The 13,471-nt window shown below is 71.8% G+C and carries 11 protein-coding genes and 1 pseudogene; 5 read left to right on the top strand and 7 right to left on the bottom strand.

What is annotated here, in order from left to right; genetic code table 11:
- Window positions 1–21 precede the first annotated feature (21 nt).
- Window positions 22–2,703: pseudogene (gene mobF / locus ABD644_RS17390) on the bottom strand (MobF family relaxase); the annotation flags it as partial.
- A 436-nt stretch (window positions 2,704–3,139) separates the two neighbouring features.
- Here mobF and ABD644_RS17395 point away from each other — a divergent pair.
- The 3 genes from ABD644_RS17395 (at window position 3,140) to ABD644_RS17405 (ending at window position 4,974) form a co-directional block, all read left to right on the top strand.
- Window positions 3,140–3,694 (top strand): hypothetical protein, encoded by a 555-nt coding sequence (locus ABD644_RS17395; RefSeq protein ID WP_344690259.1) that lies wholly within the window; start codon window positions 3,140–3,142, stop codon window positions 3,692–3,694.
- A gap of 285 nt (window positions 3,695–3,979) precedes the next feature.
- The gene (locus tag ABD644_RS17400) at window positions 3,980–4,603 is read left to right on the top strand and encodes a DUF433 domain-containing protein (protein ID WP_344690260.1); all 624 of its coding nucleotides are present in this window, start codon (window positions 3,980–3,982) and stop codon (window positions 4,601–4,603) included.
- 17 nt (window positions 4,604–4,620) lie between these two features.
- Window positions 4,621–4,974 carry a DUF5615 family PIN-like protein gene (locus tag ABD644_RS17405; protein ID WP_344690261.1) on the top strand — a complete coding sequence of 118 codons (354 nt, stop codon included), beginning with the start codon at window positions 4,621–4,623 and terminating at the stop codon, window positions 4,972–4,974.
- A gap of 104 nt (window positions 4,975–5,078) precedes the next feature.
- Here ABD644_RS17405 and ABD644_RS17410 read toward each other — a convergent pair whose 3' ends face one another.
- The 6 genes from ABD644_RS17410 to ABD644_RS17435 all read right to left on the bottom strand — a co-directional run bounded on the left by ABD644_RS17410 (window position 5,079) and on the right by ABD644_RS17435 (window position 9,815).
- Window positions 5,079–5,501 (bottom strand): hypothetical protein, encoded by a 423-nt coding sequence (locus tag ABD644_RS17410; RefSeq protein ID WP_344690262.1) that lies wholly within the window; start codon window positions 5,499–5,501, stop codon window positions 5,079–5,081.
- A 508-nt stretch (window positions 5,502–6,009) separates the two neighbouring features.
- Entirely contained in the window at window positions 6,010–7,041 is a 1,032-nt protein-coding gene (locus ABD644_RS17415; RefSeq protein ID WP_344690263.1) for a HEAT repeat domain-containing protein, read from the bottom strand.
- Window positions 7,042–7,043: 2 nt separating this feature from the next.
- Window positions 7,044–7,529 (bottom strand): HEAT repeat domain-containing protein, encoded by a 486-nt coding sequence (locus ABD644_RS17420; RefSeq protein WP_344690264.1) that lies wholly within the window; start codon window positions 7,527–7,529, stop codon window positions 7,044–7,046.
- Between the two features lie 29 nt (window positions 7,530–7,558).
- Window positions 7,559–8,566, bottom strand: coding sequence for a HEAT repeat domain-containing protein (locus tag ABD644_RS17425; RefSeq protein WP_344690265.1), 1,008 nt, complete (start codon window positions 8,564–8,566; stop codon window positions 7,559–7,561).
- 111 nt (window positions 8,567–8,677) lie between these two features.
- Window positions 8,678–9,256 carry a carboxymuconolactone decarboxylase family protein gene (locus ABD644_RS17430; RefSeq protein WP_344690266.1) on the bottom strand — a complete coding sequence of 193 codons (579 nt, stop codon included), beginning with the start codon at window positions 9,254–9,256 and terminating at the stop codon, window positions 8,678–8,680.
- Window positions 9,257–9,311: 55 nt separating this feature from the next.
- Window positions 9,312–9,815 carry an Lrp/AsnC family transcriptional regulator gene (locus ABD644_RS17435; RefSeq protein ID WP_344690267.1) on the bottom strand — a complete coding sequence of 168 codons (504 nt, stop codon included), beginning with the start codon at window positions 9,813–9,815 and terminating at the stop codon, window positions 9,312–9,314.
- A gap of 96 nt (window positions 9,816–9,911) precedes the next feature.
- Here ABD644_RS17435 and ABD644_RS17440 point away from each other — a divergent pair, with 96 nt between their 5' ends.
- Together ABD644_RS17440 and ABD644_RS17445 are read left to right on the top strand one after the other, a co-directional pair.
- A complete protein-coding gene (locus ABD644_RS17440) occupies window positions 9,912–11,081 on the top strand; it encodes a trans-sulfuration enzyme family protein (RefSeq protein ID WP_344690268.1) in 1,170 nt (389 codons plus the stop codon).
- Window positions 11,068–13,452 (top strand): transketolase-like TK C-terminal-containing protein, encoded by a 2,385-nt coding sequence (locus ABD644_RS17445; protein WP_344690269.1) that lies wholly within the window; start codon window positions 11,068–11,070, stop codon window positions 13,450–13,452. Before ABD644_RS17440 ends, ABD644_RS17445 begins: the two co-directional genes overlap by 14 nt.
- The last annotated feature ends 19 nt before the right edge of the window (window positions 13,453–13,471 follow it).

The raw sequence follows: 13,471 nt of genomic DNA on the forward strand, positions 1-13,471 counted from the left end.
GGCGACCGGCCGCGGGGGAGCGGCTGCCGTCCGGTCGCGCGACCGGTCCTGGCGGTCGCGGGCGGCCTCTCGAGCGGCCAGCTCGGCCGCGTGGCCTGGGCCGAGGTCGGCCCGATCGCGGCCGAAGACGGCAATCCACTGCACCCGGGCCTCCGCCACGTCGGCCGCGACGAGGTGCGCGGTGTTGGACAACCGTCCGCGGGTCATACCGACGTAGGCCGAGGCCGCGCCGGTCTGGTCACCGATCACCACGTGCGCGGCGGGAACGGTGTCACCCTGCACGCCGTACGCCGTGCTGGCATAGGCCAGCTCCACGTGCTCGGTGACGTAGTCGGCGGGCAGCACCCGGACCCGTGCGCCGGCCGGGGTGACATCGCCCTGGGAGACGTCACCGGTGGCCGTGTCGGCCGTGACCAGCAGCCCACCGCGTCGGCCGACCGCGGTGACGGTCCACGAGTCTCGGTTGGCCACCTCCAAGTTCCGGTCGTTGCGCCGGGTGGCGATCCTGTCGCCGGCGCCGATCCGCTGACCTGCCCGCGTGGTCACGACCCGGACGTCATCGACGCGGCCGTCGGTGACCAGCTGAATGCGGATGGCGGCATTGAGCTCGTTGACCTGATCGCGGGTGTCCGCCACCACTGCAACGCAGGCTGCCTGGGGATCGTGGGCGGCAGTCGCGGCCAGGGCGTCCTGCAGCGCTGCGGGGTCTGGGTGCAGGTGGATCTGGCCGCGGGCGAGGAGGGCGTCGAACACCACACCGGGGGTGTCACCCCGCCGCATCGCCAACGTCAGCTCGGCGTACTCACCGTCCGGAACCGACTGGCCCGTGCTGTCGGTGCGGGTGAACCTGTGCACCGACTCCATTGTCAAAAAGGCGGCCGGATCGACCTGAGTGGCCGCCAGGTCCAGGACCCCGCCACGGCCGACCGCAGCGAGCTGGTGGCGGTCCCCCAGCAGCGCCAGCCGCGCCCCGGCCTCGTCGGCGACGGTGAGCAGAGCGCGGGCGGTGTCCTGGTCGAGCATGCCGGCCTCGTCCACGATCAGCAGATCGTCGGGCCGCAGCCGGGTCCCCTCCGCCGGCCCGGTGTGGATGCGGCCGGTCACTGGGTCGACCTCGCCGAGGACGAGTCGGGTCCACTCGCCGGGCTCGTTCCAACGCCAGCCGTGGGCGAAGACCAGGGACGCCGCCGATCCTGCGGCCGCGCCAACCTCCGAGCGCGCGACTTCAGCGGCCTTCAGCGTCGGGGTCACCACGACAAGCCGCCGCCCCTGCCGTTCGAGCAAGGCGTGAGTGGCGGCCAGCGCCGTGGTCTTGCCCGTGCCGGCCGCGCCCTCCACTACGACCAACCGTCGGTCGCCGGCCAGCATCGCGACTGCCGCGGCCTGACCGGCGTCCATGCCCCGGACGACGCCGGCCGCCAGCGGCGCCGGCGGCGGTGCACCCGGCGGTGGCTGGTCGGCGCGGGCGGCGAACCGGGCGCGCAGGTCGGCTTCCACGTCGAGCACCGGTCGCGAGGTCCAGGACCGGACGTGTTCAGGCACTCCCTCCCGGTCCACAAGTGGGACGCACCGGCCAAGGGCGCGGGCGGTGAGGTCCTCGGCCAACTCGAGGCGCACCGCCGTTTCGGCGATGACGCCCTCGGCGGCGAGCAGCCGCTCGGCCTCGCCGCGGACGTCGGCGGCGTTCCAGGCCGAGCGGCCGGCGGCCAGCCGGGTCAGCACGGTGTCGACGGCAGCTTCGCGGTCGAGCGCGCCGATCGGGGTCGGCGCCAGCGAGACGGGGCGGGCGGGATCGCGATAGCCCAACGCCCCCAGCTCGGCTCGCCACCGCGCTACGAGGTCGGCCCCGGAGCGGGGGATGACCTTGTCCGGGCGCCCCTCGGCCCAGGCGCGGGCGTCCCAGGCCCTCCGCAGCGCCGGACCGGGCTGGTTTTCGGGGTGCGCCGCCATCCAGTCGCGTTCATAGCGGTCCAGGTTGTGCCCGATCTGCGTCGCCCTTGCGCTGAACGGGCCGACGTAGGCGGCAAGCTCCAGTATTTCTCCAGTCGCATCCAGGGTGTAGCCGTGGCCGGCGAGTGCGGCCCGGAACTGCGGATCGCAGGCGACCGCAGCGTGCCCGATTCCGTTAACGGCGGCGAGGAAGTCGCGCACGCCGACGGTGTGCAGTCCGCGCCATTTCCCCGCGGCGAACACCCGGGCGCTGATCTGCAGGTGCAGATGCCGGTGCGGGTCTCCGGCGCGGGAGGTGTAGTGCCGCACCGTCACCGCCTCCAGCATCTCCACCGGTAGCTGGACCTGGCCGCCGCGCGGGCCGACCCGGGTGGTCGCGTGCCCAGCGAGCCAGCCGATGATCTGGACGGCGGCGCGGTCCTGCGCGGCGTCGTAGGCGGCCGCCACGTCGTCGTGCATCGCGGCGGCCAGCGACCAGGACTTCGGGCCGTTGACCACCACCTCGACGAACCGCACCCCACGCTCGTCGGTGCGCAGCCGCCCCCGCGGGTTGCCAGTGTCCGGGTCGAGCCCGGCCACCCAGGTTTCGTAGGTCTCCCCCATGAGCGGCGCCCGCTCGGCCACCCGTCCGTCGCGGGCCACGAAGCGGCGGGCCAGTCCGGTGCCCTCGATCAGGTAGTAGTCATCGGCCCGGCCGCGGTCGGCCTCCAGATACGCCCGGGCGGCCGCCGCCGACCCGGCGTACACCTTCATTCCACCGCGCATTTCTAATGCCACCCAACAATGACCAACAGGTCACCCCTAGAAACGGCAATGGGCCCCGCGAGGCGGGGCCCGTACTACCTCTATTGGTAGCATGCGTGCCGTTCCTGAGTAAATACTGGAACATTGACGGTACGTGTTGGTGGTATTGGCAGTACAGCTCAATCCCTGGCCGACTTGCTGAAGAAGGGCGCTGTCGGTTCTCGACTGCCCTGTCAACCTGATGTCGTTGCGCCGCTAGATCGGCGCAGGCAGACATTCTCCCCGTCGTGCCGAGCCCTCACACCGGGGGCGTCGCGCGGCTTGCTTACGTGGGCGTCGACCAACGCGTCGGTGCAGCCCAGCAGGGTGGGGGCGCCGGTGTCCGTGAGGGCGGCTTATGGGACAGCTGCGGGTTCCGCCGCCGTGATGCGCGAAACTGCCTGACGTGAGTTCCCGCGAGAACGCGACCGAGTGGTTCCCGAGCGACAGAACGACGCCGTTCCTCCGCCGCGTTCGCACCCTTGCCTCCGAGCTGCTCGTGCACCTCGTCGAGCCGGGCGAGACCTGGGAGACCGACTACGCCGGCTGCCTCCTGATGGTTGATCTGCCGGAGGTTCCCGACGGGAAGTGGCCTGTCATCACCAACCACATCCAAGTCCGCTGGGACGACGGCTTCCTCGGCGGCTACTGGGGAGACACCTACCTCTGGGATGACTTCGACGAGAGGGACGAGGAGGCGCTCGTCGTTCGTGGCGTACCTATGACCGACGACGAGGCCGCCGAGGTGGCCGTCTCTTGGCTCGCGCGGCAACTGAGGCGGCCCCTCGACCACCAGGTCTGGAAGAAGGGCGACCGGGTGGTCGCAGAGAAGTGGGTCCTTTCGGACACCGGTCGTGAGGTCGGCCGGCGCGGGGGCAGGCGGGCTAGTCGCGGGTCTCCGACGTCGACCACGCGGCTGCGACCAACGGATGCGCAGCGTCCCCCCGGAGGGCAGTCGTAGCGAGCCGGCTGGCCGCGACCATCGGGGGCGCTCTGCACTGGGGGCACCCGAGTAACGGTGCTGTCCCTTTAGTGGGCCCTGTAGAGACAGCGACGCCATGTTGTGGGCCGATGTCAGTCGTCAGGGCCGAGGCTGACGAAGCCGGTTTTCGGGCGTCCCCGCCCCTCGCTGGAGTGACTTTCTGTAACGGGACAATCTCGGAGGGAAGCCGCTGCAGCAATCGTGGGCAGCCCGTGCCATATTCGGCACGATCCGGTCGGGGAGCAACGATGGAGGAGGGTGGCGGTGGACGTCGACGAACGACTGTTTATGGCCACCCGGGAGCGGGCGGCGAGCCTGGCCGGCGTGCGTCCGAGCCGCCTTGACTACTGGGCCCGAACAGGTCTCGTCATGCCGTCGGTCAATGAGCGGCTCACTCCTCACCGGCCCATCAGCCTGTACAGCTACGTTGAGCTACTGGCCGCCATGATCGTGGCCGAGATGCGCGCGCGTGGCGTACCGCTCCAGCACATCCGGACTGTTGTTGACCGGGTGCGAGGCCGCGGAATCGACAGCCCCCTAACAGAGGTCCGGTACGCCGTCATCGGTGGTCGCCTCTACCTGCAAGACGAGAACGGGCACTGGGAGGACGGGCGCGCACCCGGACAAGGGGTGATCCCTCAGGTACTCGACCTGGAGCCTCTGCGAGCTCGGATCGGGTCCTCGGCTCGCAGGCCCAGGGCGACTGTCGGAGAAGTGGAGAAGCGGCGTCGCACACTGGGGCATAAGGAAGTGATCAGTGGGACCCGGATTCCCGTGGCAACCATCCGCCGGTACCTCGATGCTGGGCGCGGTGAAGCCGAGATCCTCCGAGAGTTTCCGCTACTGACACGGCGGGACATTGCCGCAGTGCGCTCGCGCGTCGCCTGACGGCTAGCCGGGCTGGCGTGCGGTTCTTCTGCGACCACAACGTGCCCGAATCGGTTGCCTCGCGGTTGAGGAAGCTGGGTCACGACGCATGGACCGCTGCGCAGGCCAACCTGGCCTATGTAGACGACGACCAGCTCACCGTCTACGCGCAAGAGCAGAAGGCCGTACTCGTCACGCATGACCGCGAGTTCAGTCAACGCCGGCGGCAGATGGTCGTGGGCAAGCATCTCTGGCTTGCCTGCAATGAGTTCGATGCGGCTGATCTGCTCGAGGAGCGGCTGCCGGAGTTCATCGACCAGCTGGAGCGCCAAGGCGATCTCTGGGTACGCCTCCGGCCCGACGGGTTTGACGTGTCCCGGCAGTGGAGCTGACCGCCTCAGGCAGAGCGCATGGGCCCTGTCTAAGTCCCGACCTCTCCCGAAGGTCGCCGAGGGTCCCATAGCGGCCCACTCTGAGAGAGTCTGGCGCTCGTCAGTTACCCGCTGGGCCTTTGTGCAGGACGCAGCACGTGAAGAGCCTGCACCCAGTCGTCCGCGGGCACGGCCTCTCCTGCGGCGGTGGCGACGACGGCCACGTTCATCGAGCCATCGGGCCTCTGAACCCACTGGTCCGGAGACCGCAAGAGCTCAGCGGCCTGTCCAGTGGGGACCGGTTCTTCCTCGGGCCAGCGACGCAGCAACCCAAGGAATCCGGCGTCGAACCACACCAGGAGCGCCCCTGAGCAGTCTTCGGGTCGCCAAGGGCCGTGCTGCACCCAGCCGTCAGCCGCCAAGTCGCGGGAGCCGTCGGGCAACTCCCACAGGTACGCCTCCTCCGCAACGGCGACGTACAACTCATTCGCAAAGTCCAGAAACTGCTCGCCGGTCATGGCGGAGGCAGCACGGGATTCGCCATTCACAAAGGACACGCTACGTTCCGGTCGGGTCCTCCAGCGCAGGGCGTACGAGCCGCCTTGTGTCCAACAGCGGCCCAATCAGGGGTACCCAGATTCACCGCGTCAGGCAGGACGCGGCGGTCGCCAAGGGTCCATCCGCTTCCCCATAACCGGCTCCCCTCCGACTGCGCAGCGCCGGGGGAAGGGTGGGCCGGAGGCCCATCCCGTAGGGACGCGAAGCGCCCTTCCGGCGGGCGGCGCAGTCGGAGAGGCTCCCGCGGGTGTGGGAGCGGGTGCTGTCGTCAGGGCAGTGTCCGAGGCCACTGATGCGGCGACGCCAGTCCGCCCACAGTCCGCAGATGGTCCGCAGAACGACCAAAATCGGCCAACGACAGCTATGAGTGACCATCGGTAAAAGTGCTGGTCAAGTGGGAGTTCCAGTCACAGCCCACTGCGCCAAACCGCCCCTCGGTCGATTTTGCAAGGCGGGGGTTAGGGGTTCGATTCCCCTCGTCTCCACCACAGGACCCGATCAGCGGTTGCCCCCACGTTTCGGTGTGCGGCCGGACGACTTCCGCTGCCGGGCCGACGCCGGCGCGTGGGCGGCCATGTAGTCCAGCTCTTCCTGGGTGAACGTGACACCGCTCGAGGACGTCTGGGGTGCCGGCGCCGGCTCGGGGACCGGGTCGAGTTCGGTGACGTTGCCGGACTGCACGTGCATGTACGCGCGCCCGCACCGACGGCAGTAGTTGAGGTAGCCGCTCACCACCCCCATGCCGGAGAAGTCGTGCGCGCGGTAGCCGCAGTACCGGCACACGCACTTCGGCGAGAAGTCGTGGACGGTCTCTCCGCACCTGGTGCACACGCAGTGGTCGTCCGGCGTGTGGTGGGCACCGCACTCCTGGCCCTCCACGATCCTGGTGCCGAACCGCACCGCCCACGGGTCGCCCATCTCCTGCCCGGCCCGGACCAGCTGCCTGCCCGCCTTGGGGCCGCAGTCGACGAACGCGTCGCCGATCGGCGAGTTCGCGTGGTCGATCTTCAGCTCGATCGACCTGCGGGCGGCGGCGTACAGCAGCAGATCGACCGTGTCGCGGCTCAGCCCAACCTTGTGCGACGTCGCCGCGAGGGTCTGCCGGATCGACGCGTACGCCTCGGTGCCGCGCAGGATGCCCAGGATGCCGTCCAGCGCGGCCGCCCTGGTCCCGGCATGTGGTGAACGGTCGAGGGCCTCGGCCAGCGGCACCAGTGCATCGCAGTCGCCGAACCCCGGCAGCTCCCGGGCGGCGCTGGTCGCGACGGCGGGGTCGCCGTCGCGGAGGCAGCGCGTCAGCGACGGCACGACCGCATCACGTCCCGCGCTGGTCATGTCCTCCGTCGAGATGGTCGCGAGGGCGGCCGCAGCGGCCGCGCGCACGGCCGGATCGTCATCCGAGAGGGCGCGCACCACCTTGTCGGCGCCGGTCAGTTCCCCCCACGCCGGCACGGCGCCTGATGGGGTCCGGCGCGGCTTCTGCCTGCTCCACTTCGCGATCTTCTCGGGCGTCGTCCGGAAGCCGATCATCGTCACTCCTCTTCTGGCGACTCGCGCATCTCGGCCCACGCCGGCGCACGGCGCATGAGCTCCTCGAACGCGCGATCCCGTACCGCCGCGTAGCTCAGGCGCTGCTCGTACTCGTCCCCGTCGACGTCCACGGGCTCGAGCTCGATCTCCTCCGGCAGCGTGGCCAGGCGGCGCAGGAGGTCGGCGTCCACGTCGCCCGCCGAACGGTCCAGCAGGGAGGTGAGTTCGCCGAGCGCCGTGTACTCGCTGCCCACGAAGGCCGCGGTGCGTTCGGTGCAGCCGCGCCACATCCGGGCGAGCAGCGGGCAGGCCCGGGCGCGTAGGCCGGCCTCGTCCGGCGCGAGCGCGGCCGGGAGACCGAGCATCTGCAGGGCCACGGCTGCGGTCGCGCGCACCAGTTCGTCGGAGTCGTCCCGGCAGGTGAGCAGGGCAGGGATCGCGGCGGGGTTCCCGGCCCGCCCGAGTCCCTCGGCCGCGGCGCAGCGCACGAGGGGGTCGCCGTCGGCGAGGGAGCCGATCAGGGTGTCGAGGCCGCAGAGCCGACGGCGCCCAGAGCGGTCGCGACGTCGCGGTCGGCGAACTCGCGCCGGCGGTGCGCGCCGTTCCCGTGCAACGCCTCGAGCAGCGCCACGGCCCCCGGTCGGCCGAAACCGCCGAGCGCCGTGGCCACTGCCGACCGGGTGTCGTCGGCGAGCCAGGGCAGGTTCCGCAGCGCGTCGACGAGGGGGGAGATGGCGCGCGGGTCGCCGATCCGGCCGAGGGCGACCGCCACCGACTCCAGGTACTGCGTTCCGTCGTGGAGCAGCTGGAGCAGCGGTTCGACCGCGCGGGCGTCGCCGATGCGGCCCAACGTCTCCGTCGCCGTGTAGCCAGCGAGCCCTTGCCCGCTCCGCACGGCGGCGACCAGCGCCTCGACCGCCGGCTCGCCGATGCGGCACAGCGCCTCCTGGCAGGCAGCGCGGACCTCGTGGTCGTCGCCGGTGGTGAGCACGGTGACCAGCGGCGCGATCGCGCGGGCGTCACCGAGCCGCCCCAGCGCGTCCGCTGCGGCGCACTTCAGGTCACGGTTCCCGAAGTCCGATCCCGATCGGAGTGCGGCGATCAGCGGCTCGACCGCCTGCCCGTCGCCAAAGCGGCCGATCGCCTCGGCGGACGCCCGCCGGACCATCGGGTCCCCGGCCCGCAGGGCGAGGAGGAGTTGCTCGACGGCTGCAGCGCCGAACGCCTGTAGCGCGGTCATCGCCCACTCGCGCACGGCATCGTCGTGGGCGAGCACGTCGATCAGCGGCGGGACGGCGCTCGCGTCGGCGAGCAGCCCCAATGACCACGCCGCCGCCTGGCGGACGTAGACGTCCGGGTCGCGCAGCGCGGCGATCAGCGGGGCGACGGCCTCGGTGGCGCCGAGCCGGCCCAGGGCGACCGCCGCATCCCCGCGGGTCGGACCGGTGTTCAGCGCCTTGATCAACCGCTTGACGTCATGTCTCGCTGCGAGCGCTGCTACGTCTCGTGGCGCCAGCAAGGCCATGACGACCAGCGTGTGTGCGGTCGTCCCGATGCAGGCAGGGGCCAAGGACCCGTCTGCCGGGCGACACGTCACGTCTCGTGCGTTCGGACGTTCGCCGGGCCAGCACCCTCCTCAGACCGCGGGTGGCCGCCCGTAGGTGACCGCGGACCGCACCGACTCCGGCGCCCCGGCGGCCAGCTCGGGTTCGGGCTGAACCCCCAGCCCGTCGTTGACCGTCGAGAATGCGATCCGCAGGGCCACATAGGTGGTGATCGCCAGGATCTGCCCGTCGTCGTACCCGGCGTTCCGTAGCCCGTCGACGTCCTCGGCCGTCGTGCCGTTCGCGTCCCGGGCGAGCCGGCGGGCCCATCCGGCCAGCGCCCGCTCCCGGTCGGTCAGCCGGTCGTCGAGCCCGCGGAGCACCTCCCCGGACAGCTCGGGGTCGGCCAGGGCCGCCAGCTTCGAGCCCCAGGCCATGGAGCAGTAGGAGTCGCCCAGGGTCGAGGCGCACGCCGTGACGAGGATGCCGCGCTCGCGAGCGGTAAGGCCCGCGGCCGTGCTGGCCGCGCCCAGGAGGGCGAAGAGCCCGTCGTGCAGCTCCGGCCGGTGCGCCCACAGCTGCGAGCCGGTCATGACGAAGCCCATCTCGGCGCGGTCGTCGGCGTACATCCGGTCGGCGTCGGGCGAGTCCGGCGGCGGGGACAGGTACATGGCCGCGGAACCTAGGCCTCCTCCGGTTTCACGTGCAACGGGCGCGCGTGCGAGCTCAGCTCGACCGGGGTCGCACCACGCCGGCTCCCCGGATCACGTCGAACACCAGCTGGGTCTCGGTGTGCCGCACGGCGGGGTGGACCGTGATGTGCTCGAGGACCAGATCCCGCAACGCCGCCGCCGACGGCACGGCCACGTGCAGCAGGTAGTCGTCCTCGCCGGCGACGTGGAAGATCGTCAGCGCGCCCGGGATCCCCGTCAGCGTGGCGTGGAAGCTGTGCACGTGATCCCGGTTGTGGCTGCCGAGTCGCACCTTGATCACGGCCTGCAGCCCGAGGCCGAGCGCGGCCGGGTCGATCTCCGCGCGGAACCGGCTGATCACGCCGGTCTCGCGCAGTGCGCGCACCCGCTGGATGCAGGTCGATTCCGCGATGCCCACCCGGGTCGCCAGGGCCGCGTTCGTCAACCGGCCGTCGTCCTCCAGTTCCGCGAGGATCCGCAGGTCGGTCCGGTCCAGCGAGGTGGGCCGAACTTTCTTCGGTGGCGGCGCGGAGATCACGCCTCATTCTGCAGAAAACTGCAGATTTATCCAACAAGGCAGCATCTTCCTCGGCGGTCATTGAGTCCGGCCGCGGATCTCTGCAGCATCCTGGCCATGATCTCGATGGATCTGGCTCTGGATTCGCGCGCTGTGCACGCCGGCCGTGACGATCTCCGCGCCCTCGGCGTGCACGCGCTGCCGCTCGACCTCTCCTCCACCAATCCGCTGCCCGGCGTGGAGAGCGGGGGGACCTCCTACGAGGCCATGGCCACCGGGGGCCACCCGACCGACGGCGGCAATGTCTACGCGCGGTTGTGGAACCCGACCGTGGCCCGGTTCGAAGCCGCCCTGGCGGCACTGGAGCACACCGAGGAGGCCGTCGCGTTCTCCTCCGGGATGGCGGCGCTGACGGCGGCGGTGCTGGCGGCGCGCACCGAGCGGGGCGGGGCGCACGTGGTCGCCGTCCGCCCGCTCTACGGCGGGACCGATCATCTCCTGGCCTCGGGCCTGCTCGGCGTCGACGTGACGTTCTGCGCGCCGGCCGAGGTGGCGACGTCGGTGCGTGACGACACGTGTCTCGTCGTCCTGGAGACGCCGGCGAACCCGACCCTCGAGCTGGTGGACATCGCCGCCGTCGTGCGGGCCGCCCAGGGCCGGCCCCTGCTGGTGGACAACACCTTCGCCACCCCGGTGCTGCAGAACCCGGCCCTGCACGGTGCGACGCTGGTGCTGCACAGCGCCACGAAGTACCTCGGCGGGCACGGGGACGCGGTCGGTGGCGTGGTCGCCGGGGACGCGGCCTGGGCGGCCGCGCTGCGCCGGGTGCGGGCGGTGACCGGTGGCATCCTGCACCCGATGGCCGCCTACCTCCTGCACCGGGGGCTGCCGACCTTGCCGCTGCGGGTGCGCGCCCAGCAGGCGTCGGCCGAGAAGATGGCCGGCTGGCTCGGCGGTTACCCCGCCGTCCGTCGGGTCTTCTTCCCCGGAACGCCCGAGGGCGATCCGGCCGGCCTCGTCGGGCGTCAGATGAGAGGGCCGGGCGCGATGCTGGCGATCGCCCTGCACGGTGGCCACGACCACGCCGCCCGGGTGACCGAGCGGGTCCGGCTGTTCACCCACGCGGTGTCGCTGGGCGGGGTCGACTCCCTGGTCCAGCACCCGGCCGCGCTCACCCATCGTCCGGTCGCGCCGGGGGCCCGGCCGTCGTCGGACATCCTGCGCCTGTCGATCGGCCTGGAAGACGTCGGTGACCTGCAGCAGGATCTTGCCCATGCCCTCGGCTGACCGCACCGTTCCCGTCGACCACGAGGTCCTGGAGGAGATCGAGCGCCGGATCCTCTGGCTGGCCGCCCGGATCGTCGACGCCGCCAACCACGACCGCCACACCGACGACGGTGTGAAGGTCGGCGGGCACCAGGCGTCGAGCGCCTCGCTGGTGACGGTGATGACCGCCCTGTGGTTCGCGCACCTGGACGCAGCGGACCGGGTCGCCGTGAAGCCACACGCCTCCCCGGTCTTCCACGCGATCCAGTACCTGCTGGGCAACCTGGACCGCTCCTACCTGCCACGGCTGCGCGATCGCGGTGGCCTGCAGTCCTACCCGAGCCGCACGAAGGACCCCGACGGGGTGGACTTCTCCACCGGATCGGTCGGGCTCGGTGCGGCCGCCCCGCTGTTCGCCGCCGTCGTCCGGCGGTACGTCGACGCGCACTTCGGCGCCCGACCCGCCTCGCGGTTCGTCGCGCTGATCGGTGACGCCGAGCTCGACGAGGGCAACATCTGGGAGGCGGTCGCCGACCCCGCGACCGCCGGTCTGGGCAACGTCATGTGGGTGGTCGACTTCAACCGTCAGTCGCTGGACCGGGTGGTGCCCGGCATCCGGATCGACCAGTGGCGGGGACAGTTCGAGGCGGCGGGCTGGCACGTCGTCGAGGTGAAGTACGGGCGCCGGCTCGAGGAGGCGTACGCGCGTCCCGGCGGGGACCGGCTGCGGGCCTGGATCGACGCGATGCCGAACGAGCAGTACCAGTCCCTGTTCGGCATGGCCGGTCCCGAGCTCCGCAAGCAGTTCCTCGACGGCGCCCCGGCCGAGGTGGGCGAGTGGATCGCCGACATCCCCGACGACGAGCTGGGCCCGCTGGTCACCGACCTGGGTGGGCACGACGTCGACGCCCTGCTCCGCGCCTTCGCGCAGTGCGACGCGGAGACCGACCGGCCGAGCGTGGTCTTCGCGTACACCGTCAAGGGCTGGGGCCTGCCGATCGCCGGCAACCCTCGCAACCACTCCGCGCTGCTCACCACCGAGCAGATCGACGTCCTGCGGCTCGAGCACGGCCTGGACCGCGAGACCGAGTGGGACCGGCTGGACCCCGCCTCCCCGGCGGGCATCTGGGTCGCCGGCCGGCGGGAGGCGCTGGCCCGCGAGCCGCGGACGCCGGCCCTGCCGGTGGACGTGCCGCCCGCGACGAACGTCCGCGTCAGCCGGCCGATCTCCACCCAGGAGGTCTTCGGCCGGGTCCTGGTCGACCTCGCCCGCGACGAGGCCGTGGCTCCCTACCTCGTCACGACCGCGCCCGACGTCGCCACCTCGACCAACCTGGCCGGGTTCATCAACAAGACCGGGGTGTTCTCACCGACGGAGCGCCGGTCGTGGAACGAGGACCGGATGCTGCGCTGGGCGGAGGATCCGGCGGGCCAGCACATCGAGCTCGGCATCTCCGAGATGAACCTCTTCCTCCTGCTCGGCCAGCTCGGCCTATCCTGGGACCTGTCGGCCCAGCCGCTGCTCCCGGTCGGCACCGTGTACGACCCGTTCGTGCTCCGCGGCCTGGACGCATTCCTCTACGGCACCTACTCCGGCGCGCGCTTCGTGGTCGCCGGCACGCCGTCGGGGATCACGCTCGCTCCCGAGGGCGGGGCCCACCAGTCGACGATCACCGCGTCGGTGGGGCTGGAGCTGCCGGGGGTGACGTTCGTGGAGCCCGCCTACGGGACGGCGCTCGACTGGTTGCTCTGCGACGCGCTCGGCCACATCGCGGCGGGGCCGCCGCGGGCCGGCACCGCCGCCCCCGCCGAGGACGGCGCCTACTACTTCCGGCTCACCACCCGTCCGGTCGACCAGGCCCCGTTCGAGGCGGCCCGCCGGCGGATCGGGGAGGCGGTGCTGCGCCGGCAGGTCCTCGCGGGCGCCTACCGGCTCGTCGACGCCCACCACGACCACCCGGAGCTGCGCGACACCGGTGCACCCGTCGTGCACGTGGCCGCGTCCGGGGCTGTGCTCCCGGAGGCGCTGGCGGCCGCCGCGGAGCTCGCCGACGAGGGCATCGCCGCGCACGTCGTCGACGTCACGTCGCTGGACCGGCTGTACTCGGCCTGGCAGCGGACGCTGCGCCAGGGCGTGCGGACGGCGACGGCGCCCAGCGTCCCGGGTGCCCTGCGCACGGCCTTCCCCGACCGCGCGCCGGTCGTGACCGTGCACGACGCGTCGTCCCACGCGATGGCCTGGCTCGGCTCGGCGCTGGGGGTGCCCGCCGTCCCGCTCGGGGTGGACGCGTTCGGCCAGTCGGGCAGCGTGCACGACCTCTACGAGGTGCACGACCTGCTGCCGGGCAGCATCGTCAACGCGGCGCTGGCGGCCCTGAGTCTGGGTGGCTGAGGCGGCCTCGGTGACCGGT

The organism is Blastococcus jejuensis, from assembly GCF_039534705.1.
GTDB classification, from domain to species: domain Bacteria; phylum Actinomycetota; class Actinomycetes; order Mycobacteriales; family Geodermatophilaceae; genus Blastococcus_B; species Blastococcus_B jejuensis.